A 22,117-nucleotide genomic window follows, 5' to 3' on the forward strand; every position below is an offset into this window, starting at 1 on the left:
CCCGCTCAGTGCCGCCGTTGCCGGGCTGTGCGACACTCCGGCGCATCAGAGTTGAGGAGACTTCATGCAGCTCGACAGCCTGCAGTCGCAGCACCAGTTCCACGTCCGCCAACGCATCCGTCTCATGGTCAACCAGTACGAGGTCCACAGCGTGGCCCCGGACGGCACCGAGGGCGGCCTGCTGGCGTTCGCCCAGCAGAAGCGGCTCGCCTTCAAGGAGCAGGTGACGATCTACACCGACGACTCGAAGCAGCATCCGCTGCTCGGGTTCAAGGCCCGACAGCGCCTCGACCTCGCCGCCACGTACGACGTCACCGACCACGCCGGCAACCCGATCGGCCTGTTCCGCAAGGACTTCGCGCAGTCGCTGCTCCGGTCCACCTGGCATGTCGAGCAGGCGGGCCTGCCCGCCGTCACCGGCCAGGAACGCAGCATGCCGGTGGCCCTGCTGCGCCGCTTCGTCGACTCGTTGTCCTGGCTGCCGTACCACTTCGACTTCGTCGCCGGCGGTCAGCCGGTCTTCTCGGTGATCAAGAAGTGGGGTCTGCGCGACCGTTACGTGGTCCAGATCCAGCACCCGCAGATCGACCGTCGCCTGGTGATCGCCATGGCGATCGCGCTGGACGCCCTCCAGAGCCGCTGACCGTTCCCGGGGCGACTCCTTCGCCGCGCACAGTCCCGGGCGAATTGCCCGGTCGCGGCTGCGCGCCGAAGGAGTCGCCCCGGCACCCGCCCCGTCGTGCCTCGGGGACGCTGCCGCTTGATTCTCATGTTGGTTGAGACCTGAGGATCGTCGCGTCAGCCAGGTGACGATCAACGGGAGCGATGATGGACCTCGACAATCCGGTGCTCAAGCTGTGCCAGGACGGGATGCGGGCGGAGGCGGAGGGCCGACCGGCCGACGCGCGGGCGTTGTTCGAGCAGGCCTGGTCCAGGCGTACCGACAGCTACGACGCCTGCGTGGCGGCGCACTACCTGGCCCGGCAACAGGACGACCCCGAGGAGGTCCTGCGCTGGAACCAGGAGGCCCTGCGGCAGGCCGATGCGGTCGGTGATACCGCAGTCAGCGCCCTGTACCCGTCGCTGCACGTGAGCGTGGCAATGGCGCACGAACGGTTGGGCGATCCCGGTGCCGCACGCGCCGCCTTCGAGCGAGCGGCCGAACACGTCGTCGCGTTACCGGCAGACGAGTACGGCAACCAACTCCGTACGGCCATCACCGACGCTCTCAGCCGGTTGAGCTGACCCCTTCCCCAGCCTGCGATCGTGGCTTCCGCAGGCTGTTCGCGTTGGCGGCTGGCCTGGCAGCAGGATGGTCGTCGGCGTGTTGGTGATCAGCCGCGCAGCGGCCCGGCTCGGGAGGTCACCGTGGCGACCCGGCGCAGCCCGGGCAGCGGCTCCACGGTCAACTCGGCGGTGACCAGGACGTCCAGCCCGTCGAGGTGACACCGCACCAACCGGGCACCGTTCGCGGCGACGATCTCGGCAGCCCGGCTGCACACCGTCGGCTCGTCCTGCAGGGCCCGGGCGGCACCGGCCAAGGCACCGAAGTCGGCGGCCACCCGGGCCTGTTGGCGAGCCATCCGGGCGGCACCGACGCCGGCACCGAACAGGCCGGCCAGGACGAACACCAGCCCCGCCGCCAAGAGGCAGATGGTGGCCCCGCCACGATCCCGGTCGGTCCTCACGACTGCGGCTCCGGTACGCCCGGCTCGGCGACCGCCACGGCCCCACCCACCACGGTGATCACCGGAAGGTCACCGCCGAGAACCCGTACCGGGGCGCGGACCGTCGTACGGATCAGATCGCCCTCCACCACCACGGTGACCGACGCACCCGGTGGTGCGTACCGGTTGCCGGCGCGTGTGCCGTCCTCGCCCCGGGAGGCGGCCAGCGCCGCCTCCCGGGCCGCATCCAGACAGGCCGACCTGGTGCCGACCGCGTTGACGGCGGTCAGGCCGGTGAGCAGGAACAGCAGCAGCGCCGGCAGACCGGCCGCCATCTCGGCGGTGAACGAGCCTCGGTCACGACCGGCCAGCCGGCGCCCGGTCACTTCAGCGCCCGGTCGATGACGGCCGCCAACGCCGACTGGACGCTGTCGGAGGTCAGTACCTTGAGCAGGATGCCGCCGAAGGCCACTGCCGCGAGCGTCCCGACGGCGTACTCGGCGGTGTTCATGCCGGCGTCCCCGCGCAGGCGGGCGAGCATTTTGCGCACTTGGTCGTCCCTTCTCTATGGATTCACAGCACGTCGCCGAGCACGGCGACGATCACCGGCACCAGGCCGGCGAGAATGAAGGCGGGCAGGAAGCACAGGCCCAGGGGCAGCACGATCAGCACACCCGAGCGGCGCGCGGCCGCCTCGATCGTGGTGACCCGGTCGGCGCGCAGGTCATCGGCGAGTCGCACCAGGGCCCCGGCCAGGGCGGCCCCGCTGCTTGCCGAGCGAACGGCGGCGGTGGCGATCCGCTGCCCGCCCGGCACCTCCGCCAGATGCGCCCAGGCCTCCTGCGGCAGCCCGCCGAGTTGCAGCGTCCGACCGACCCGCCGGAGTCGGTCGGCCAACGGGCCGCCGAGCGCGTCGGCCACCGCGATCACCGAACGCTCCACCGGTGCGCCGGCCCGCAGGGTCGCCGCCATCAGATCGGCGGCCAACGGCAGATCCGCGGCGGCCCGCAGCCGCCGGTTCCGGACGGCGGGCGGCTCGATCCGCCGCAGCTGCCGATCCAGCAGCACCGCGGTGACCAGCGCCGCCACCACGCCCGGCCATCCCTCGACCAGTACCGCCACGGCCACCCCGGCCAGGGCAGCGGCCAGGCGGATGCGGTCCAGTCGGCGGCTGGTGGGTGTACGGGCGGGTGCCCGGTCGACGGTGGCGGGGTCGTGACCGGTCAACCGGCGTAGTCGTCGCCGGGGTCGGCGTCGGCTGACGGCCATCACGGCGAGCAACGCGGCGCAGGCCAGGCAACCTGCTGCCAGGGCGGTACCTGACATCAGCTTCCTCCGTCCGGCACCGTGCCGAGGCGGTCCGCCCAGAGCAGCCCGACCACCTGTAAGGCGATGGCAGTGACCGCGCACGCGCCACCGATCGGGGTGTGCAGCAGAACCTGAAGCGGGTCAGCTCCGATGCCGTAGCCCAGGGCGATGCCGCCCAACGGCAGGGCAGCCAACAGCCAGGCCGTCGCGCGAGCTCCGGCCGCTTGCGCGGCAGCGGCGGCCACTGCCCGGTCGGCCGAGCGGGCGTCGGCTTCGATCCGCTCGATCAGGTCGGCCAGCGGTGCCCCCGTACGATCCGCGAGCCGCACCGCCGCCTGGGCCAACTGCCCAGGACGGTCCGGCGCAGCGAGGCGGCCAGCCGACTCGGAGAGATCACCCGTCGAGGTGCTGCTTCCAGGCAGCACCGGGTCAGGCAACGCCGGCTTGTCCAGGCGCTGTGCCCTTGCCGTCTGCCCGGTCGCCGATGCCGCCAACTCCCGACGGACTGTCGACACCGGGCGGACGAGCCCCAATGCCTCTGCCGCAACCGGCACCGGCAGCCCGGCCCTCAGGTCCGCCGCGAGTGCGCACAGCTGGTCCAGTCGTTCCCGCCGTACCCGAACCCGGAGCACCGTCGCGCCACGCCGGTGCCACGCCCGCAAGCCCAGCGCCCCGTACCCGCCGCAGGCGACCGCCGCCACCGGCCCGGCGAGCAGTCCGGCGACCCCGGAGCCGAGCAGCAGAAGAAGGAGCAGATAGCGCGGCTGCAAGGTCGACCAGCGGGACACTCCGGTGGTGTCCGCCCGCATCGCCGCCGCCCGGCTCGGCGGGCTCGACCGGCTCGGCGGGCCCGACACCGGCCGCGTCGGCGGATTCGACACCGGCCAGATCGGCGGGCTCGACCCCGGCCGCAACCCGCGCTCGGAGCCATCGTCCGTCGGGCCAGCAGATTCCAGGCCGGAGCCGTTCGGCACGAAGGGCGTACGGCTTGAGGTCGACGGACGCCGGCTTCCACGCCATTGCGGCGGCCGGGTCGAGGCCGATGGTCCGGTGGTCGATGCGCGGGCAACGGCCCGCTCGCGTACGGCGCAGTCGAGACCGGCGGGTCGCACCACGGATGGCTGTGTGATCGGCGCGTCGTCGGCCTTGCGCAGGGCGACGATCCAGTCGACGAGCGCCTCGTCGCCGTCCACCCGGCGCGAGCGAAGCTTCCGGACCACCACCTTGCGAACCGGTAGCGCCACGACGGTGATCAGGCCCAGCAGCGCCGGCATCCACCAGGACAGGCCGCTCATCTCGACGCTCCGGGCTGCGTGTCGTCCCGCGGCGTCGCCGCGAGGTGCTCGTCCGGCCCCGCTGATCCGGGCCAGGGCTCGTTCAGGATCGGCGGCACCGGCACGTCCCGGCTGCGAATCAGGGCGGCCAACGCCGGTCCCGCCGGGCCGACACCGCGGCCCCGAACCCAGGCCGGTACCGCCCTGACCAGCCGCTCAGGCCCCTCGGGCAGCAGCAGGCAGATCGACTCCAGGGCTCGCCCCTGCGCAGTACGCCGGATCTGGACCACCACCTGCAGGGCTGCCGCCAGCTGGGCATGCAACGCCGGACGGGGTAACCCGCCGAGCAACCCGAGCGCCTCCAACCGGGCCGGTACGTCCGACGGAGCGTTGGCGTGCAGTGTCCCGGCACCACCGTCGTGGCCCGTGTTCAGTGCCGCGAGGAGGTCGACCACCTCGGCACCGCGACACTCACCGACCACCAGGCGGTCCGGCCGCATCCGCAACGCCTGCCGGACCAGCTCACTGAGGCCGATCGTGCCCTGCCCCTCGACGTTCGCGGTACGGGCCTGCAACCCCACCACGTGCGGATGCAACGGCCGCAGCTCCGCGGCGTCCTCGACCAGCACGATCCGCTCGGTGCTCGGCACCAGGCCGAGCAGCGTGTTCAGCAGGGTCGTCTTGCCGGACCCGGTTCCACCGATCACCAGGTAGGCGAGCCGGGCCGCGACGACGGCGGCGAGCACCGCGGCAGCCGGACGAGGAACAGCTCCCTGAGCGACAAGCTCATCCAGGTTGAACGGCCGTTGCCGGAAGGTGCGCAGCGACAGGTAGGGGCCGTCGGTGGCCACCGGCGGCAGTACGGCGTGCAGCCGGGTGCCATCAGCCAGCCGCGCGTCGGCGCAGGGCGAGCCGTCGTCGAGGCGGCGACCGGCACCGGCGGTGAGGCGCTGGGCGAGCCGACGGACGTCGTCCACGGTGCCCACCGGCACCGGAACCTGATGCAGCCCCTGCCCTCGGTCGACCCACACCCGAACGCCGTTGACCAGCACGTCGGTGACCTCAGGGTCGGCCAGCAGCGGGGCCAGCGGGCCCGCACCCACCAGGTCGTCGCGCACCTGGTCGGCCATCCGCAGCAGCGCGGTGTCACCGAGGACGGCAGTGTCGGCCTCGGCGCGTACCGCCGAGACGATCGTGGCCGGGGTGACCGGCGTCGCGGCTGCGGCGATTCGCTGCCGGACCCGGGCCGCCAACGGTTGCCCGGTCATGCCGCACCCGCAACCGTTCGGCCGGTCAGGTCGGCGACGATCCGCTGGCAGAGTTCCGCGAGCGGGCCGCGTCCGTCAGCCGCCGGGGCCTCGCCCCGCTCAAGCCCGCGGCACAGTCCCGGCTCCGGACGGAGCGTCCCGGCCAGTGGCAGCCCGAGTGCCCGAGCCACCTCCGCTGCACGAAGTCGCCCGGGAGCAGGCCCACGGACGATGACCGACAGGTCCTGACAGTTCGGCGCGGCCACCGCCACCACCCGCGCCGCGGCGGCCGTCGCCCGAAGCTCGGCCGGCACCACCACGAACACCCGATCGGCCGCCTGCATGGCGGTGACGGCCGCATCATCGAACTGTCGGGGCAGGTCGACGACGACGAAATCCCGACCACGCCGAGCAGCAGTCAGGGTGGAGGCCATCGCCTCGGCCGGCACGGCCACCGGATCACCCCGGTCCCAGGAGAGGACCACCAGGTCACCTCGGCTCGGCAGCGCCCGCACCAGTGCCGGTGGATCGACCCGCCCGTCGGCGCCCGACAGCGCCGGCCACCGCAGCCCTTCCAACTGCTCCCAGCCGAGCACCAGATCGAGGCCGCCGCCGAGTGGATCGGCATCGAGCAGCAGGGTCCGCAGCCGCCCCCGGGCGGCGGTAACCGCGAGCCCGGCCGCCAGGATGCTTGCTCCACCTCCGCCGCGCCCACCCACCACGGCGACGACCCGGGCTTGAGCAGTGCCGTCGGTGCCGCATTCGGCGAACCGGTCGACAAGCCACGGCTCGGCCGCCGGCAGCACGGCCACATGCTCCGCGCCGAGCAGGTCGGCGACCTGCCACCCGGGATCAAGGTCCTCGGCCCGACCGACGAGCACCAGCCGGGAGCGTCGGGGCAGCCGCGCCCGCAGGCAGGGCTGCGCCTGGTCGGCACCGACAAGCACCAGCGGGGCCGGCTGCCATCGGGTACGGGCGGCTGCCGGATCGGCGGCGACCTCCACCTCGACGTCACCCGCGGCAGCGAGCCGGAGCAGGTCGTCGAGCAGGTCACCGTCGGCGGTGACCACCAGTGGTGGTCGCCGGTGCGGTGGAACGGAGGTACGGGACGGCATCGCGGCCTCCAACGGTCGGCGCGGGTTCGCTGGGCCGAACCTTGCCTCCCGTGGTGCGACGAACGCCGCCCCGAACGCCTGCCCTGTGGACAACAAACGCTTCTGTGGACAACGCCCGCAACGCTCGTTGATCTGCTATGCGTACGCGGATGCTCACAGACCGTCCACTTCGGTCATACCCCCGTGACGGGAGTGATGCCCACCACGCATAATCGACTTCCTCTGTCGTCGGCGAGACGGCAAACCCTCGCCGGATCGGGGTCATGACTCAGCCGCCAGATCACGACCACGCAAGCAGGCAACCGCGTCTTCGGATCGGCCCGTGGCTGCCCGACCCCGACTCGGACACCATGCCGCTGACGCGCCTCGCCATCTCGGCGACACCGGTCAGGCCCGCACTGTCGACGTACCCGGACCTCCCCGGCCACCAGGCATCACCATCCGAGCCGATGGTCGTACCGATCGATTCGACACCGCACCCCACCGAACGCCGCTCCCACCGGCTCATCCTGGCGGGTGTGGGTACCGCCGTGCTCGGCCTCCTGCTGACCGCACTCTGGCCGACCACCCCGCCGTCCCCGGTCGCCGAACCGCCGACTCCGTCCGGCCGGTTCGGCTGGCCCCATGCCCCCGACCTGCCGTTGCCACCCTCCGGCACCCTGACACCCTCCGCCCCGCAGGCCTCGTCGTCCGTGGGCGGCGTTTCCTCCACCCGCCCGGTCGCACCCAGCCAGGTGTCGTCACCCACCCGATCGCCGTCGACGGTGGCGACCAGAACCAGCCCGACCGCCACCCGCACCGACAGCCCAACCGCACCCGGTGCGTCACCAAGCCGGACGGTACGACCGACCCCGAGCCCTCGACCCGCCGAACCGCGAGAACTGACGCCGTTGCCACCCTGGCGGGAGCGGAATCTGCGCTCGGTGAGCGGTGGCCGGGAGACCAGCATCGAGTTCGTCAACCACAGGTCACGGTCGGTGATCGTGTACTGGCTGGACCACCAGGGCCACAGACAGCAGTACGCGGTACTTGAGCCGTCCGAGTCGTACCAGCAGCACACCTACGTCGGGCATCCGTGGGTGGTGACCGACCGCCGAGGCAGGTCACTGGTCTGCTTCGAGCCCACCGCCGCCCCCGCCCGCGCCGTGATCCGCTGACCGGGAAGCCCCTCCCACGGGAAACCCGGCATGTCAGGATGACCACGGGGATAGCCGATCGTCCAACTGCCCGGTCCTTCATGATCGTCGCGATCGCGACGACACCAGCGTCGACCTGAGCCACCTCGTCGACGCGTAAATCGCTGTGAGAAGGCGATGGCAGCCTCCTACCGTCGCACCATGGGGCGTCGTCAGGATCGAATTCGACGTGAAATCGGGTCGTTCATGAAGGCGTACGGACGTGTGGCGGCCAGCAACGGCAGCGACCCCAACGACCGTCGCTACAGCCGCAAACTCGAAGCCGAGATCAAGCGGATGAGACCGGAGGATCTCGATCGCCTGCTACGCGACGAAGACGGTGACGACGACACCGATGACGCCTGACCGCCGCTGTCTCCTGGCCCGCCGCGCCGACCGATGCCGGACCGAGCGGGAGCGGTAGGGCTGGGTCGAGGGCGCCGGTGACCAGAACCTGTCGGGGACGGTGCGAGACCTGCGTGGCAGCGCTTACCTGCCAAAGGGACGACCCCCGTCGGGGGGAGACGGGGGTCGTCGGAGGTTCGGCTCCGGGGGGGTCGAGCCGAACCTGCTCAGCGGTCACGGGGGGGGTGCAACCGCCGAGAGTCTGCCGGTCGTTCGCGATATGAATACTCGCCTTGTGGACAAGTCTGCCTGAGTGAACCTGTGTACGTCGAGTGGTGTAGCCTCCACTCCCCGCGAAAACCTGTTCGCAGAGTGTGACCGCGATCACTGTCTGCAAGCGTGGTGGGGGCTGTCCCGCAGGTCCGAGGGGCGTTCGGCCCCCGGGCACCCGCCGACCATAGACCATCGGGCTAGACTTTCGCGCCGTGGGCCGAAGTGCCGCTTTCTTCGATCTCGACAAGACCGTCATTGCCAAGTCGAGCGCCTTGGCGTTCGGTCGGCCGTTCTACCGGGATGGCCTGATCACTCGACGCGATGTCGTCAAGTCGGCGTACGCGCAGCTGATGTTCCGGCTGGGCGGCACCGACGAGCAGACCATGGCCCGCACCCGCGACTACCTTGCCACGCTCTGTAAGGGCTGGCAGGTGGAGCAGGTCCGTCAGATCGTCGCCGAGACGCTGCACGAGCTGATCAACCCTTATGTGTACGCCGAGGCTGCCGCCCTGATCGAGGAGCACCAGGCAGCCGGCCGGGACGTCGTGCTGGTCTCGGCTTCCGGCGAGGAGATGGTGCGCCCGATCGGGGTGCTGCTCGGGGTCACCGACGTGATCGCCACCCGGATGGCGGTGGTGGACGGGCGGTACAGCGGCGAGGTCGAGTTCTATGCGGCCGGGCCCAGCAAGGTGGAGGCGGTCCGCGAGCTGGCCGCCGAGCGCGGGTACGACCTGGACGACTCGTACGCCTACTCCGACTCGTACAGTGATCGGCCGTTGTTGGAGTGTGTGGGCCACCCGACCGTGGTCAATCCGGATCGGCAGTTGCGCAGGCTGGCCGTCGAGAACGCCTGGCCGGTGCTGGAGTTCCGGCACCCGATTCCGCTGGGTCGCCGGCTGCGGGAGCGGCCGGCGGTGCCGGTCGCCGCTGCCGCGATCGGGGTCGGTGTCGGGGTGGCGATCGGTATCGCCTGGTACGGCCGCCACCGGCGCACCCGCGCCTCGACCACCCCGGCCTGACCCCGTCGCCGATCCGCGCCAACAGCCCGGTCCACGACGCCAGTCCGGCTCACGCCGCCAGTCCGGCACACGCCAGCATTCAGGTCCACGCCAACAGCCCGCGCCGCCAGTCCGGCCCGCCGCACCGGGCCCGCTACCGGGTTCAGCTCGCGGCCAGGACCTCGTCGCCGATCTCGGTCAACTGGTCGGCGCCCATCTCGACGGCGGCCATGTAGTGCCGCAGCCAGGACCGTAGCCCGTCGGGGGTGCCGGTGGCGAAGGCACCGGCACCCCCGACGTACTCCGGTTCGCGCTCGCGGTGGCCGACGTCGATCGCGAGCAGGCCGCGCGGGTCGAATCCGCTGGAGAGCAGCACCAGGCGGGCGGCACCGCGGGCCACCACGCCGGACGGGCCGGCGAACGGACGCAGGTTGAGCAGTTCCCCGTGTACGACGGCGGCCAGCACCAGTGGTGGGACCTTCGTGCCGCCGGCGACGAGCCCGACCAGGGCGTCCAGCCGGGCGGAGACCACCGGGTCCTCGACGGGGCGGCCAAGTTCGGCCGCGCCGACCACGTCCCTGCTGGCGAGCACGTGCAGCTTCGCCAGCACCTGCCGGGGTGCTCTGGGCCAGCGGTCGCTGAGCCCGGGAAGTGCCCCGGCGACCCGCAGCGCGCCCTGCAACACCGGGTCTGTCACCGTGCCGGCCCGGACCGCCTCGCGCTCGTGGACCCGGCCCTCCAGGGCGGCGCTGGCGACCGCAGATCGCAGGCTCACTTCGGCGGCCACCTGACCGCCGTGCCGGCGCAGCGCCCGGTGGCCGAGCGCGGTGTCGAAGCGGATCCGGGCCTGCTCGACGGCGTCGGCGACGTCGGCGAGCGCGAGCAGCGGTGCGAGCGGGTCGGTCGTCACCTCGTCACGCTATCGAGCCCGCTGGTCGGCCCGTGCCCCAGTCACCGGCAACGCGACGGGCACCACCCGCTTGCCGCGCCGGGACCGACCGCGCGGCGTGGACCGACCGACACCGCGCGGCGTGGACCGACCGACACCGCGCGGCGTGGACCGACCGACGCCGGGCGGTTGTCTGCGGTAGCCGCCGCCGGGAGGACCAGCGGCGTTCATCGAGAGCGTTGTGCACCTCGGCGCGCGAGAGGGTCCACTGGGCGACGCAGGCGGGTGGGTTCCGTCGCCATGGTCGGCAGCCCCGGCTAACCTGCCCCGAAGAGGCGCAGGTCACCCCGACGACGAGGAGCACCGCATGAGCGAGCGGCAGCGAGTGGATCATCGATACAGCGCGCTGGTGCCTCATGACAGCACGGAGCGAAGCGGAGTGCTGGCATGAGCGAGGCGTTGGCCAATCTGCTGAACGAGACGCGCCAGTTCCCGCCGCCGGCGGAACTCGCCGCCAGTGCCAACGTCACCGCTGAGGCGTACACCGAGGCCGAGGCCGACCGGCTGGCCTTCTGGGAGCGCCAGGCGGGGCGGCTGGCCTGGGCGAGGCAGTGGGACCAGGTGCTGGACTGGTCGAATCCGCCGTTCGCCAAGTGGTTCGTCGGCGGGCAGCTGAACGTGGCGTACAACTGTCTCGACCGGCATGTCGAGGCCGGTCGGGGCGACAAGGTGGCCATCCACTGGGAGGGCGAGCCGGGCGACACCCGCACCATCACCTACGCCGACCTGCACCGGATGACCTGCCAGGCGGCGAACGCGCTCACCGACCTCGGGGTGGTCGCCGGTGACCGGGTGGCGATCTACATGCCGATGGTCCCGGAGGCGGCGGTCGCGATGCTCGCCTGCGCCCGGATCGGTGCCACGCACAGCGTGGTGTTCGGCGGGTTCTCCGCCGAGTCGCTTACCAACCGGATCCAGGACGCCTCTGCCAAGGTCGTCATCACCGCCGACGGCGGCTACCGGCGGGGCAAGCCGTCCGCGCTCAAGCCGACAGTCGACGAGGCGGTGGCGAACTGCCCGTCGGTGGAGCACGTGCTTGTGGTCCGCCGGACCGGCGAGTCGGTCGACTGGTCGCAGCGGGATCACTGGTGGCACGAGACGGTGGAGCAGGCGTCGACCGAGCACACCGCCGAGGCGTTCGACGCCGAGCACCCGCTGTTCATCCTCTACACCAGCGGCACGACGGCCCGCCCGAAGGGCATCCTGCACACCACCGGTGGCTACCTGACCCAGACGTCGTACACCTCGCATGCGGTTTTTGATCTGAAGCCGGAGACCGACGTCTACTGGTGTACCGCGGACATCGGCTGGGTGACCGGCCACTCCTACATCGTGTACGGTCCGCTCTCCAACGGCGCGACCCAGGTGATGTACGAGGGCACCCCGGACACCCCGCACAAGGGCCGGTTCTGGGAGATCGTCGACCGGTACGGGGTGACCATCCTCTACACCGCGCCGACGCTGATCCGCACCATGATGAAGTGGGGCGACGACATCCCCGCCGAGTACAACCTCTCCACGCTCCGGCTGCTCGGCAGCGTCGGTGAGCCGATCAACCCCGAGGCGTGGATGTGGTACCGCCAGCACGTCGGGCGGGGCGAGCTGCCGATCGTGGACACCTGGTGGCAGACCGAGACCGGCAGCATCATGATCTCGCCGCTGCCGGGGGTGACCGCCGCCAAGCCAGGTTCGGCGATGACCCCGCTGCCCGGCATCAGCGCAGACGTGGTCGACGACCAGGGCCAGTCGGTGCCCAACGGTGGCGGCGGCTACCTGGTGCTGCGGGAGCCGTGGCCGTCGATGCTGCGCACCATCTGGGGTGACGACAACCGGTTCATCGAGACGTACTGGTCCCGGTTCGGTGCGGGCGCGAGCGGCACCGGCGGCGACGAGTGGATCTACTTTGCCGGTGACGGGGCGAAGAAGGACGACGACGGGCACGTCTGGCTGCTCGGTCGGGTGGACGACGTGATGCTCGTGTCCGGGCACAACATCTCCACCACGGAGGTCGAGTCGGCGCTCGTCTCGCACCCGTCGGTGGCCGAGGCGGCGGTGGTGGGTGCCACCGATCCGACCACCGGTCAGGCGATCGTCGCGTTCGCCATTCCGCGCAGCAGCACCGACATCTCCGGTGAGGCAGGTGAGCAGCTCATCGCCGATCTGCGTAACCACGTGGCGAAGACGCTGGGGCCGATCGCCAAGCCCCGGCAGATCATGCTGGTGCCGGAGTTGCCGAAGACCCGGTCGGGCAAGATCATGCGTCGGCTGCTGCGGGACGTGGCGGAGAACCGGTCGCTCGGTGACGTGACCACGTTGCAGGACTCCTCGGTGATGGAGTTGATCGCCTCCGGCATGGGTGGCGGCAAGTCGGACGAGGACTGACCGGCAGGCGTACCTCTCGACGGGTGGTGGTCCGGCGCGGACCGCCACCCGTCGTCGTCTGTCCGGACCTGCGGGGATGGCGGGTGGCGGCCGGCACGGGTTGTGACAGTGAAGGGACCTGTAGGCAATTCACTGCCATAAAATCGATGACTACCCCTTCCCAGGGGCCCCACTAGTGCCTAAGTTCACCAGTGGCCCCATATCCGTAGGGGCCGATCTCACCGGCTTGCAACCCCCGATGGGCCGGTTCCCTCAATCCGGAGGTACCACGTGCGGAAAGTCGCAGTGGGTCTGCTCGGGCTTTCGATGACGGCGACAGGGCTGACGGTCGGAGCTTCGGCCGCCGCCGCGCCGATCGCGGAGCCGCCGACGGCCGCGCCGTCGATCGCCGAGCCCGCCCACGCCGAACATGACCTGCCGAACCCGCTGGAAGAGAAGCGTCGCGCACTGCGTCAGGAAGGCCTGAGCGAGGTGCTCTCGGGCCGGGTCAAGACGGAGCGGATCAACGGCAGCACGGTGGCCAAGGTCGGCGACCGGGCCGTCCGTGGTGGCAAGGCCGGCCGTAACGCCAAGACCCCCAAGGGCGGCAAGGGTCCGACCGAGAAGCAGTACGTCGAGCTCTCCCGGGAGAAGACCGACCAGATCTTCGTCATCCTGGCCGAGTTCGGCAACGAGCGGCACCCGGACTACCCCGACCAGGACACCGACCCCGACGTTCCGGGGCCCGCCCGGTTCGACGGGCCGATGCACAACGAGATCCCGCAGCCGGACCGGCGGGTCGACAACTCGACCGTCTGGCAGCCGGACTACGACGCCGATCACTTCAGGAAGCTCTACTTCGGCACCGCCCCGGGCGACGAGTCCGTGAAGCAGTACTACGAGGCGCAGTCCTCGGGTCGCTACAGCGTCGACGGCGTGGTCAGCAACTGGGTCAAGGTCAACTACAACCAGGCCCGGTACGGCCGCTCCAACGGCTACCCGTGCGACTCGATCGTCTGCTCCAACGTCTGGGCGCTGGTGCGCGACGCCGCCAACCAGTGGGTGGCCGACCAGAAGGCCGCCGGCCGCACCGACGCGCAGATCGCCGCCGACGTCCGGGCGATGGACCAGTGGGACCGTTACGACCACGACGGTGACGGCGACTTCAACGAGCCCGACGGCTACATCGACCACTTCCAGATCGTGCACGCCGGCGGCGACATGGCCGACGGTGACCCGATCTACGGCGAGGACGCCATCTGGAGCCACCGCTGGTACGCGTACGCCTCCGACCAGGGACGTACCGGCCCGCCGAACTTCCCGGCCGGCGGCACCCAGATCGGCGACACCGGCATCTGGATCGGCGACTACACGATCCAGCCGGAGAACGGCGGTCGCAGCGTCTTCTACCACGAGTACGCCCACGACCTCGGCCTGCCGGACGACTACAACGTCATCAGCGGCGGCGACAACAACAACGAGCACTGGACGTTGATGGCGCAGAGCCGACTCGGTGCCAAGAACGACGGCGGCATCGGTGAGCGCGGCGGTGACCTGGGTGCCTGGAACAAGCTCCAGCTCGGCTGGCTCGACTACGAGGTGATCGTCGCCGGTCAGAAGCGCACCCTGGTGCTCGGCCCGCAGGAATACAACACCAAGGAGGCCCAGGCCGCCGTGGTGGTGTTGCCCGAGCGGGAGTACACCTTCGACAACGGTGCGCCGTTCGAGGGCAGCAAGCAGTTCTTCTCCGGCAACGCGGACGACCTGAACAGCACCATGACCAGGACGTTCGACCTGACCGGAAAGTCGTCGGCGACGCTGTCGATGAAGGGCCGCTACAGCATTGAGGCGGAGTACGACTACCTGTTCTTCGAGACCTCGATCGACGGTGGACAGACCTGGACGCCGCAGCCCGGCACCGCAGGCGGCCAGCCGCTCAAGGAGATCTCCCCCGGACGCTTCGCGCTGGACGGCAGCTCCGACGACGAGTGGGTGGACGTCACGATTCCGCTGGACGGGGTCGTCGGCAACCAGGTCGGCTTCCGGCTGCGGTACCAGACCGACGGTGCGGTCTCCGAGGGCGGTTTCTTCGGCGACGCGGTCACGCTGACCGCCGACGGCGCCACCGTCTTCACCGACGGTGCCGAGGACGGCGGGGCCGGTTGGACGCTGGCCGGTGGTTTCGAGGTGGTCGAGGAGAGCTACACCCGCAAGTTCGCGAACTACTACATCGCGGGCACGCGGCAGTACATCTCGTACGACAAGTACCTCAAGACCGGCCCGTACTTCTTCGGGTACGCCAACACCAAGCCGGACTACGTGGACCACTACGCGTACCAGGAGGGTCTGCTGATCTCGTACTGGAACACCCGGTGGGCGGACAACGACACGTTCGCGCACCCGGGTGAGGGCCGGAACCTGATCATCGACTCCCGGCCCCGGCCGATCTACAACCTGACCGGCCAGCCGTGGCGGGCCCGGATCCAGGTCTACGACGCGCCGTTCAGCCTGAAGAAGGCGGACTCGTTCACGCTGCACCTCAACAGCCAGCCGCAGTACATCCGCGGCCAGGCGGCGCAGCCCCTGTTCGACGACACCAAGCAGTACTGGTTCCCCGAGTTGCCGAACCACGGTGTGAAGCTCCCGGCCACCGGCACCAAGATCCAGGTGCTGGAGCAGAAGGGCCTCAACACCAAGGTCCGCTTCTCCTGAACCACCGACGCGACACCGGTGATGCCCCGGGCAGGTGACCTGCCCGGGGCATCGCCCTGTCCCAGCTCTCCCCGGCCCACCTCACATCGCCGACGCCGCCGGACGGGGCGACCGGCGGCGGGGTCATAGGCTGTCGTCATGACCGAGCAGCGCGGCGATGCCGTCGACGAGTCCTGCGTCCTCACCGAGGGGCCGTGGACGCACCGGTTCGTCGGCGCGAACGGCAGCCGGTTCCACGTCGTGGAGGCGGGCACCGGGCCGATGGTGCTCTTCCTGCACGGCTTCCCCGAGCACTGGTGGGCCTGGCACCGGATGCTCCCCGAAATCGCCGACGCCGGTTTCCGCGCGGTCGCCGTCGACCTGCGCGGCTACGGCGCCAGCGACAAACCACCCCGGGGGTACGACGGATACACCCTCGCCGCCGACGTCGCCGGGATGATCCGGGCGCTTGGTGAACGCTCGGCGACAGTGGTCGGCACCGGTGCCGGCGGCATGGTGGCCTGGACCGTGGCGTCGTTCCATCCCACGCTTGTACGTCGGCTGGTGGTGCTCGGTGCGCCACACCCGCTGCGGCTACGGGCGGCCATCTTCGCCGACCCTCGTGGGCAGTTCGCCGCCTCCACCCCCACGCTGAAGTTCCAGCTGCCCCGCTACGAGCATGTCCTCACCCGCGACGAGGGCCGGGCGGTGGAGGAGATCCTGCGCCGCTGGGGTGGGCCCCGCTGGGTCGCCGGCCCGGAATTCGCCGACTACGCGCGGCGCTACCGGCAGGCCATGCGGATCCCGCAGGCGGCGTTCTGCGCGCTGGAGGGCTATCGCTGGGCGTTCCGGTCGGTGCTGCGGCTGCACGGCTACCGGTTCGTCAAGCTGATGCAACGACCGCTTGTCGCACCGACCCTGCATCTGCACGGCGCTCTGGACGTGGCCTCGTTGCCGCGTACCGCCCAGGGTTCGGGCCGTTACGTCAGCGGGCCGTACGAGTGGCGACTGCTGGACCAGGTCGGCCACTTCCCGCACCTGGAGGCCACGGAGCTGGTGCTCGGCGAGATCCTACGCTGGGCGAAGTCGTGATCAGACCCGCTGCTCACGCAGGTCGGTGACCTCTCCGACGGGCGCCCATCCCTGATAGACGCCGAAGTCGAAGGCCTCCAGCCGCATCGCCTGCGCCACCGGCCAACGCCCACCCGTGTACTCGACCCGCAACCATCCGTCGTGCTCACCGAGCACGATGAACGGCTGCCCCTTCCAGGTGCACGTCGTACGCACGTAGGCCAGTTCCTCGACCTCGGCGGCCGGCACCACCCGGACGTACCGGCCGGGCCGCACCTCGACGAAGCCGTCACCCGGCTCCGCCTGGTACAGCCGCACGTCGCCGCCGTCCGGGCTGGCCTGGTACTCCCGGCCGTGCCAGCGGGCCACGTAACCGTCGCGGGTCACTGCTCACCGACCTCACGCCAGCCGAGCGTGTCGGCGTCGAAGACGGCGACCAGCCGCTCGGTGCCGTCCGCACCGAGGCGGAGCAGCTGTGCGCCGTGTGGCAGCCGGACGCTGTCCACCTTGAACTCGGCCAGCACCTCACTGCTCTCCCCGGGCGCGAAGCCGTTGCCCCGGAACGGGGCGCGTTCGATGACCCAGCCTTCCATCGCCCGCATCGCGGCTTCGCTCTGCCCACCGTAGGGAATGCGGTAGAGACTCGGCCGGTACGCCGGCCACCGCAACACGTAGATCTCCTCGGCGTCCGGCGCGAACGGCGACTCCGGATGGCTGAGCCCGAGCGCGCGGTAGAGCTGTGCCGGCGTGGTGAGGTGGGCCAGTTCGGTGGCCCGGTGCACGAAGCCGGAGACCCGGTCGTAGCCGCGTTCCAGGTAGTAGCCCAGTTGACTGGGCGCGATCGCCTTCTGCATCACGATCGGACGGGTCGGGTCGGCCGCGGACGTCGTCTTCTGTGGACTGCTTGTCGACGTGGGCTTGTCGACGCTCGGTTCCGGCTCGTTCTCGTCACCGAGTCCCAGCTCCGCTGCCCAGTTGGCCAGCCCGACGATCTGCTCGCCGGGCAGCTTCGCGCCGACCGGGGTGCCCGGGTTGACCGCGAACGACCACGACAGGTCGGGCCAGGAGCGGATCAGCTGGACGAAGCGGACCTTGATCGTCTTGGCTGTCGGGTCGGCATGGTCGGCGAGTCGCTGCGACGAGGTGTAGACCACCACGAACGTCTGATCGTCCAGGTCCACCGTCGGCCAGACGTACCCCGGATCACCGGGCCGGCTGCCGGGGGCCGAGTCGACGGCGACCGGCATGAGGACCCACGCCAGCAGCAGCGTCGACAGAAACGTGTCGGTGTTCGCGGTCCCGGCGGCGGCGAGCAGGTTCTCCTCCACCTCGTTGGCCGGCTCGAACCCGGCCGCCGTCGGTGCGATGGGCTCGGGGGCGGTGGGCTCCGGGGCGGAATCGACAGGTGACGACGACACCGGCGCATCGGGGGTGGCCATCCGCTGCGTCGTCGCCGCAGCGTCCTCGAAGCCCGGGGCGACGGCGCTCGGTCCGTCGGCGTCCGTACGCGACGGTGAAGGGTCGAACAGCGAGGACCCGGTCGCCGGCGGCTGCACCGTCTCGGAGTGGGTCGACTCCGACGCAGGCGTGGGAACCGGGGCGGTCACCTCGTCCGCCACCGTCGGAACCGCCGCAGTCTGCTCCGCCTGCGCCGGGAACAGCGTGGTCTGCTCAGCTTGCGCCGGGAACACCGTCGTCGGGTCCGCCTGCTCCGGAGACAGCGACACCGTCCGCTCGGCCTGCGCCGGGAACACCGTCGTCGGCTCAGACTGATCCGGAGACAGCGACACCGTCTGCTCCGACTGCGCCGGGAACAGCGTCGTCGTCGGCTCAGCCTGCGGCGGGAAGATCTGTGTTGTCGGCTCGGTGTCGGCGGGAGGAGCCGCAGGCGTACCGGTCGCCGTGGTTCCGGCTGCCGAGGCGTAGGTCGGCGCGTCCCGGTCGACGTCGGGCTCCGGCGGCGTCGTCAGGTCGCGGGCCTCGATGATGGTGCCCTCGATGACGATCGGCGTGAACCCGCGCCGCGGTGCCGGCGGACTGGAAACCGGTTCCGCCGGCGACGGGGACGTCCCCTCGTCGTGTTCCGTCGACTGCCGGCGCGGCAGGGGCTGGGTGGCCTCCGCGGCGGTCGGGGCACCCTGCGTCGAGCCGGTCAGGTCGGCCGGCGCGTTGAACCGCAGACGCTGGGTCGGATCCTGCGACAGGCCGGCGGACGGCCGCAGGGGCTGCGTCGCCGCACCGTTCGACTCGGGCCGGGGCACGCTGCCGGCCTGGGCGTCCTGGCTGAAGTCGAAGGCTCGGGTGTTGCCGTCGGTCGCCGGCTCGGGGGCCGCGCCCCGGCGGGGGAACGGCTGCCCGCTCCGGGCGAATCGGGAAGGCGGGGTGGCTCGCTCGCTTCGGGACGCCGCTCGGTTGGACGCCGGTTCGAAGAAGGACCGCCGGGTCGTCTGGTCGGTGCCGGCGTCGGCGGGCTGCCCGTTCGTCGAAGCAGCGGGCGGTTCCGCGACGACCGGCCGGTTGTGGCCCGGACGACCGGACGCCTCCCCGCGCGCCGGCATGGGCTGGCGTGGCGGCAAGGTGCCCTGAGCATCCGGCCGCGCGCCGGCCGCCAGATCCGTACGCGTGCCACCGATCAGGCCCGAACGCTCGGCACCCAGGGAGCGTGGCTGGTTGCCGGCGGGCCCGGGCCATTGTTCTGCGCCGGGCGGCCCGACGTGACCGCTGCCCGGATAGCCCGCTGCCTGGCCGCCGGACGGTTGGCCGGTTGCCCCGGGTCCCGTGCCCGGTGCGGCGACGGGAACCTCCGGGAGTTGGAACGGTGTGGGGACGACCCGGGAGGGCATCGGTGGGCGGGGCGGAGCCGGGGGTGGTAGGGGGACGGTCGCGGGCGGAGTCACCGCACCCGGGTCGGATTCGCGCAGCCGGCTCAGCGCCTCGACCCGTTCCAACCTGGCTCGGGCACCGACGGTACGGCCGGGTAGCCGGACGTCGCCACGGGACAGTTGGGCGACGTACCAGGCGGGCAGGTAGCCCTCGATGGGCAACCCGGGATTCACGGCCAGCCACCACTCGTGGTTGGGCCAGCCGGTGGCCAACTCGGCGTAGCCGGTGCGTCGGGCGGACCCGCCGTGCTCACCCAGACACGCCCGCATCGCCTCGACGGAGGTGAACGCCAGCACGTGGGTACGGCCGCCGGTGGTCCAGGTGCCCCAGCCCACCGGCGCGGACCCGACGGCCGGCGCGGCGATCGGCAGGAGCAGCTCGATGCTGGACAGGATGCGGAAGTAAAGCTGCTGGTCATTGCTGCGTAGCGCGTCTCGCAGTGCGGCTTCCGCCTCGGTGGCCGGCTCCCAGTCGGTCACGGCCACCCCCTCCTCCCGGGCCCAGGCCATAGGTGTCGGTTACAACCTACAAGGTCACATCAAGATCACAATGACAAGGCTGGCCGGGATCCGGTCCGGTATCGCCCGACGCGCTAACATCCCGTTCCGGTGTCGACACGATACGGAGGCTGTCGATGTCCCGGTACGGTCCGCATCCCTCTTTTCCGGTTATGGCGGCCGCTCTGCTTGCCGTTTCCATGACCGCCGTACCTGCCGTGGTGACGGACCCGACAGCGGTCACGGTGGCGCTCGCGTCGGCGGTCGCGGCGGGCAGGGCGCCGAACTGCGCGACACCGCCTGCGCCGGCCCGGTCGGTGTCCGCGGTTCCCTGGCCTCAGCAGCGGTACGCGCCGGAGCAGCTGCACCCGTTGGCGACCGGAGCCGGGGTGACCGTGGCGGTGGTCGACTCAGGGGTGGACCGACGTCACCCACAGCTCGCCGGCCGCGTACTCGGCGGCACGGACCTGCTCGATCCCGGCGGCGACGGCACGCGGGACTGCGTCGGCCACGGCACCGGGGTGGCGAGCATCATCGCCGCCGTACCCCACGACGGCAGTGGCCTGCGCGGACTGGCACCCGCTGCCCGGATCCTGCCGGTACGGGTCAGCGAGCAGCAGGTCGTGGACGGTCAGGGCACCGGTCGCACGGTCGCCCCGGGCGACTTCGCCCGCGCCATCCGCTGGGCGGTCGACAACCACGCCGACGTGGTGAACCTCTCCGTCGTCCTGTACGCCGACCACGCAGCGGTACGCGACGCGGTCGGCTACGCGCTCGCGCGGGACGTGGTCGTGGTCGCCGCCGTGGGCAATCTGCACGGCAACGGTGATCCGCGCCCCTACCCCGCCGCGTACGAGGGGGTACTCGGCGTCGGCGCGATCGGTGCGGACGGCGTACGGGCCGACTTCTCGCAGATCGGCTCCTATGTGGATCTGGTGGCGCCCGGGTCGGACGTGCTGATGGCCGCTCCTGGGCAGGGCCATCATCGTGCCGAAGGCACCAGTTATGCCACACCGTTCGTGGCCGCCACGGCGGCCCTGCTGCGCGAGTACCACCCCGAGTTGAGCGCCGAGGAGGTGGCCGGGCGACTGGTGTCCACCGCCGACCCGGCACCCGGCAACGGGTACGGCGCGGGTGTGTTGAATCCGTATCGGGCCATCACCGAGACCACCGGCGGCCCGGCGGCCCGCACCGCCCCGGTCATCGCCCTGGCCGACGAGCGCCCCGACCCGGCGCTGGCCGCCCAGCAGAACCGGCGGGCGGACGCACGGCAACGGGCCGTCCTGCTGGCCACCGTCGGTGGGCTGATGGTGGTCGGCATCGTGCTGGTCGCCCTGATCGTGCCCCGAGGTGCCCGCCGCCGCTGGCGTCCCGCCGACCCGAGCTGACCGAAACCCCACCCGGGCCGAGGGCCGATCGTCAACCCCACCCGGGCCGAGGGACGGTCGTCCGGGCCGTGGGGTGACGCTCGGCTGGGGGACAACAGCATGCACAAGGCGACGCTGCCCGGACTCCGGGCAGCGTCGCCGTGCGGTCACCGGAACAGGCCGACGTTCTTCTTCTCGGTGTCGAGGTAGTCGGTCGCGGACTCGTCCACCGCGAGCTTGATGTCACGCAACATCGCCTGAAGGTCCTGCGAGGCGTTGCGCCACCGGGCCTGCCGCTGCTCGTACGCCTGCTGGGCCTCACCGGACCAGCTGGCCACAAGCGGTGCGGCGTCGCGTTCCAGTTGCCCCAGCTGCGAGTCGAGCGTGTTCAACGCCCGCTGGATGTCCGCGCTGGCCTGTTGCAGCGCGGCGAAGTTGACGACCAGCACACCGTGCTCCATCGGATTCCCCCTGAAGGTGGTCTAGAGCGGCAGCTGGATGCCGCCGCGGTTGGTGGCGGACACCCGGCTGGCCGCCTCGGCGTCCGACGCGTCGTAGTGCACGCCAGCGGTGCGAATCGCCCCTGCGGTCTCGCGCAACGCCCGCTGAAGGGCCGCCTGATCCTGCGACCACTGCTGTTTGACCTGCTCGAACGAGCGGCCGCCGGCTCCGCGCCAGGCCTGCTGAAGAACCTCCAGCTGAGTCAGCAGCCCGCTGAGCATCGACTGCAACGACTGGTCCGCCTGCTCGAACTTCGCCGCGGTCTGCTGCATCACCGCGGCCTGTGCCTGGGTCTGGGACACCCCGACGTCTCCTTTGTCTGCTGGCTCGTGGCTGGCCCGGCAAACGCACACCCACTGGCACCGGAGGGGCTGCGTGCCGTGGGATCGGACCAC

At 71.2% G+C, this 22,117-nt stretch carries 21 protein-coding genes; 9 read left to right on the forward strand and 12 right to left on the reverse strand.

Annotation, left to right across the window (positions count from 1 at the left end; translation table 11 throughout):
- The first annotated feature begins 64 nt into the window (after positions 1-64).
- Complete coding sequence (locus C1A38_RS12110; RefSeq protein WP_013731061.1) at positions 65-643, forward strand: LURP-one-related family protein; 579 nt, start codon at positions 65-67, stop codon at positions 641-643.
- A 185-nt stretch (positions 644-828) separates the two neighbouring features.
- On the forward strand, positions 829-1,245 hold the full coding sequence (locus C1A38_RS12115) for a hypothetical protein (protein WP_233196782.1): 417 nt from the start codon (positions 829-831) through the stop codon (positions 1,243-1,245).
- 89 nt (positions 1,246-1,334) lie between these two features.
- On the opposite strand, the gene C1A38_RS12120 is transcribed toward C1A38_RS12115, so the two are convergent.
- The 7 genes from C1A38_RS12120 to ssd are packed head-to-tail and all read right to left on the reverse strand — an operon-like array spanning position 1,335 to position 6,611.
- Positions 1,335-1,688 carry an Rv3654c family TadE-like protein gene (locus C1A38_RS12120; RefSeq protein WP_102657939.1) on the reverse strand — a complete coding sequence of 118 codons (354 nt, stop codon included), beginning with the start codon at positions 1,686-1,688 and terminating at the stop codon, positions 1,335-1,337.
- The gene (locus tag C1A38_RS12125; RefSeq protein ID WP_486348001.1) at positions 1,685-2,002 is read right to left on the reverse strand and encodes a TadE family type IV pilus minor pilin; all 318 of its coding nucleotides are present in this window, start codon (positions 2,000-2,002) and stop codon (positions 1,685-1,687) included. Before C1A38_RS12125 ends, C1A38_RS12120 begins: the two co-directional genes overlap by 4 nt.
- A 47-nt stretch (positions 2,003-2,049) precedes the next feature.
- Positions 2,050-2,208, reverse strand: a complete 159-nt coding sequence (locus C1A38_RS12130) for a DUF4244 domain-containing protein (RefSeq protein ID WP_013731057.1) — start codon at positions 2,206-2,208, stop codon at positions 2,050-2,052.
- A gap of 32 nt (positions 2,209-2,240) precedes the next feature.
- Positions 2,241-2,993 carry a type II secretion system F family protein gene (locus tag C1A38_RS12135; RefSeq protein WP_102657941.1) on the reverse strand — a complete coding sequence of 251 codons (753 nt, stop codon included), beginning with the start codon at positions 2,991-2,993 and terminating at the stop codon, positions 2,241-2,243.
- Positions 2,993-4,270, reverse strand: a complete 1,278-nt coding sequence (locus C1A38_RS31355) for a type II secretion system F family protein (RefSeq protein ID WP_199180184.1) — start codon at positions 4,268-4,270, stop codon at positions 2,993-2,995. The genes C1A38_RS12135 and C1A38_RS31355 overlap by 1 nt, the downstream gene beginning before the upstream one ends.
- Positions 4,267-5,517 (reverse strand): TadA family conjugal transfer-associated ATPase, encoded by a 1,251-nt coding sequence (locus C1A38_RS12145; protein WP_102657942.1) that lies wholly within the window; start codon positions 5,515-5,517, stop codon positions 4,267-4,269. Before C1A38_RS12145 ends, C1A38_RS31355 begins: the two co-directional genes overlap by 4 nt.
- Positions 5,514-6,611 (reverse strand): septum site-determining protein Ssd, encoded by a 1,098-nt coding sequence (gene ssd, locus C1A38_RS12150; protein WP_102657943.1) that lies wholly within the window; start codon positions 6,609-6,611, stop codon positions 5,514-5,516. The genes C1A38_RS12145 and ssd overlap by 4 nt, the downstream gene beginning before the upstream one ends.
- Before the next feature lie 449 nt (positions 6,612-7,060).
- Between ssd and C1A38_RS31755 the strand changes: the two genes are divergently transcribed.
- The 3 genes from C1A38_RS31755 to C1A38_RS12160 all read left to right on the forward strand — a co-directional run bounded on the left by C1A38_RS31755 (position 7,061) and on the right by C1A38_RS12160 (position 9,423).
- Positions 7,061-7,768, forward strand: coding sequence for a VHL beta domain-containing protein (locus C1A38_RS31755; protein WP_233196783.1), 708 nt, complete (start codon positions 7,061-7,063; stop codon positions 7,766-7,768).
- Between the two features lie 180 nt (positions 7,769-7,948).
- The gene (locus tag C1A38_RS30820; RefSeq protein WP_146017526.1) at positions 7,949-8,152 is read left to right on the forward strand and encodes a hypothetical protein; all 204 of its coding nucleotides are present in this window, start codon (positions 7,949-7,951) and stop codon (positions 8,150-8,152) included.
- 464 nt (positions 8,153-8,616) lie between these two features.
- Positions 8,617-9,423, forward strand: coding sequence for an HAD family hydrolase (locus tag C1A38_RS12160; protein WP_102657944.1), 807 nt, complete (start codon positions 8,617-8,619; stop codon positions 9,421-9,423).
- Positions 9,424-9,565: 142 nt separating this feature from the next.
- Here the strand turns inward: C1A38_RS12160 and C1A38_RS12165 are convergent, their stop codons facing one another.
- Complete coding sequence (locus C1A38_RS12165; RefSeq protein WP_102657945.1) at positions 9,566-10,312, reverse strand: Fic family protein; 747 nt, start codon at positions 10,310-10,312, stop codon at positions 9,566-9,568.
- Positions 10,313-10,738: 426 nt separating this feature from the next.
- Between C1A38_RS12165 and acs the strand changes: the two genes are divergently transcribed.
- From acs to C1A38_RS12180, 3 genes are all read left to right on the forward strand, one after another.
- Positions 10,739-12,733 (forward strand): acetate--CoA ligase, encoded by a 1,995-nt coding sequence (gene acs, locus C1A38_RS12170; RefSeq protein ID WP_102657946.1) that lies wholly within the window; start codon positions 10,739-10,741, stop codon positions 12,731-12,733.
- A 285-nt stretch (positions 12,734-13,018) separates the two neighbouring features.
- A complete protein-coding gene (locus C1A38_RS12175; protein ID WP_102657947.1) occupies positions 13,019-15,424 on the forward strand; it encodes an immune inhibitor A domain-containing protein in 2,406 nt (801 codons plus the stop codon).
- A 138-nt stretch (positions 15,425-15,562) separates the two neighbouring features.
- Entirely contained in the window at positions 15,563-16,495 is a 933-nt protein-coding gene (locus tag C1A38_RS12180) for an alpha/beta fold hydrolase (protein WP_102657948.1), read from the forward strand.
- Here the strand turns inward: C1A38_RS12180 and C1A38_RS12185 are convergent, their stop codons facing one another.
- Both C1A38_RS12185 and C1A38_RS12190 read right to left on the reverse strand, forming a co-directional pair.
- Positions 16,496-16,861 (reverse strand): UCP033725 family protein, encoded by a 366-nt coding sequence (locus tag C1A38_RS12185; protein ID WP_102657949.1) that lies wholly within the window; start codon positions 16,859-16,861, stop codon positions 16,496-16,498.
- Positions 16,858-19,836: an SseB family protein gene (locus C1A38_RS12190; RefSeq protein WP_233196784.1), complete on the reverse strand. Its 2,979-nt coding sequence runs from the start codon at positions 19,834-19,836 to the stop codon at positions 16,858-16,860. Before C1A38_RS12190 ends, C1A38_RS12185 begins: the two co-directional genes overlap by 4 nt.
- 191 nt (positions 19,837-20,027) lie before the next feature.
- Between C1A38_RS12190 and mycP the strand changes: the two genes are divergently transcribed.
- Complete coding sequence (mycP, locus tag C1A38_RS12195; protein WP_502696933.1) at positions 20,028-21,242, forward strand: type VII secretion-associated serine protease mycosin; 1,215 nt, start codon at positions 20,028-20,030, stop codon at positions 21,240-21,242.
- 146 nt (positions 21,243-21,388) lie between these two features.
- Here the strand turns inward: mycP and C1A38_RS12200 are convergent, their stop codons facing one another.
- Together C1A38_RS12200 and C1A38_RS12205 are read right to left on the reverse strand one after the other, a co-directional pair.
- Positions 21,389-21,682, reverse strand: a complete 294-nt coding sequence (locus tag C1A38_RS12200) for a WXG100 family type VII secretion target (protein ID WP_013731043.1) — start codon at positions 21,680-21,682, stop codon at positions 21,389-21,391.
- A 21-nt stretch (positions 21,683-21,703) separates the two neighbouring features.
- The gene (locus C1A38_RS12205; protein WP_013731042.1) at positions 21,704-22,024 is read right to left on the reverse strand and encodes a WXG100 family type VII secretion target; all 321 of its coding nucleotides are present in this window, start codon (positions 22,022-22,024) and stop codon (positions 21,704-21,706) included.
- Positions 22,025-22,117: the final 93 nt, after the last annotated feature.

The sequence above is a fragment of the Verrucosispora sp. ts21 genome (assembly GCF_002879555.1).
GTDB classification, from domain to species: domain Bacteria; phylum Actinomycetota; class Actinomycetes; order Mycobacteriales; family Micromonosporaceae; genus Micromonospora; species Micromonospora gifhornensis.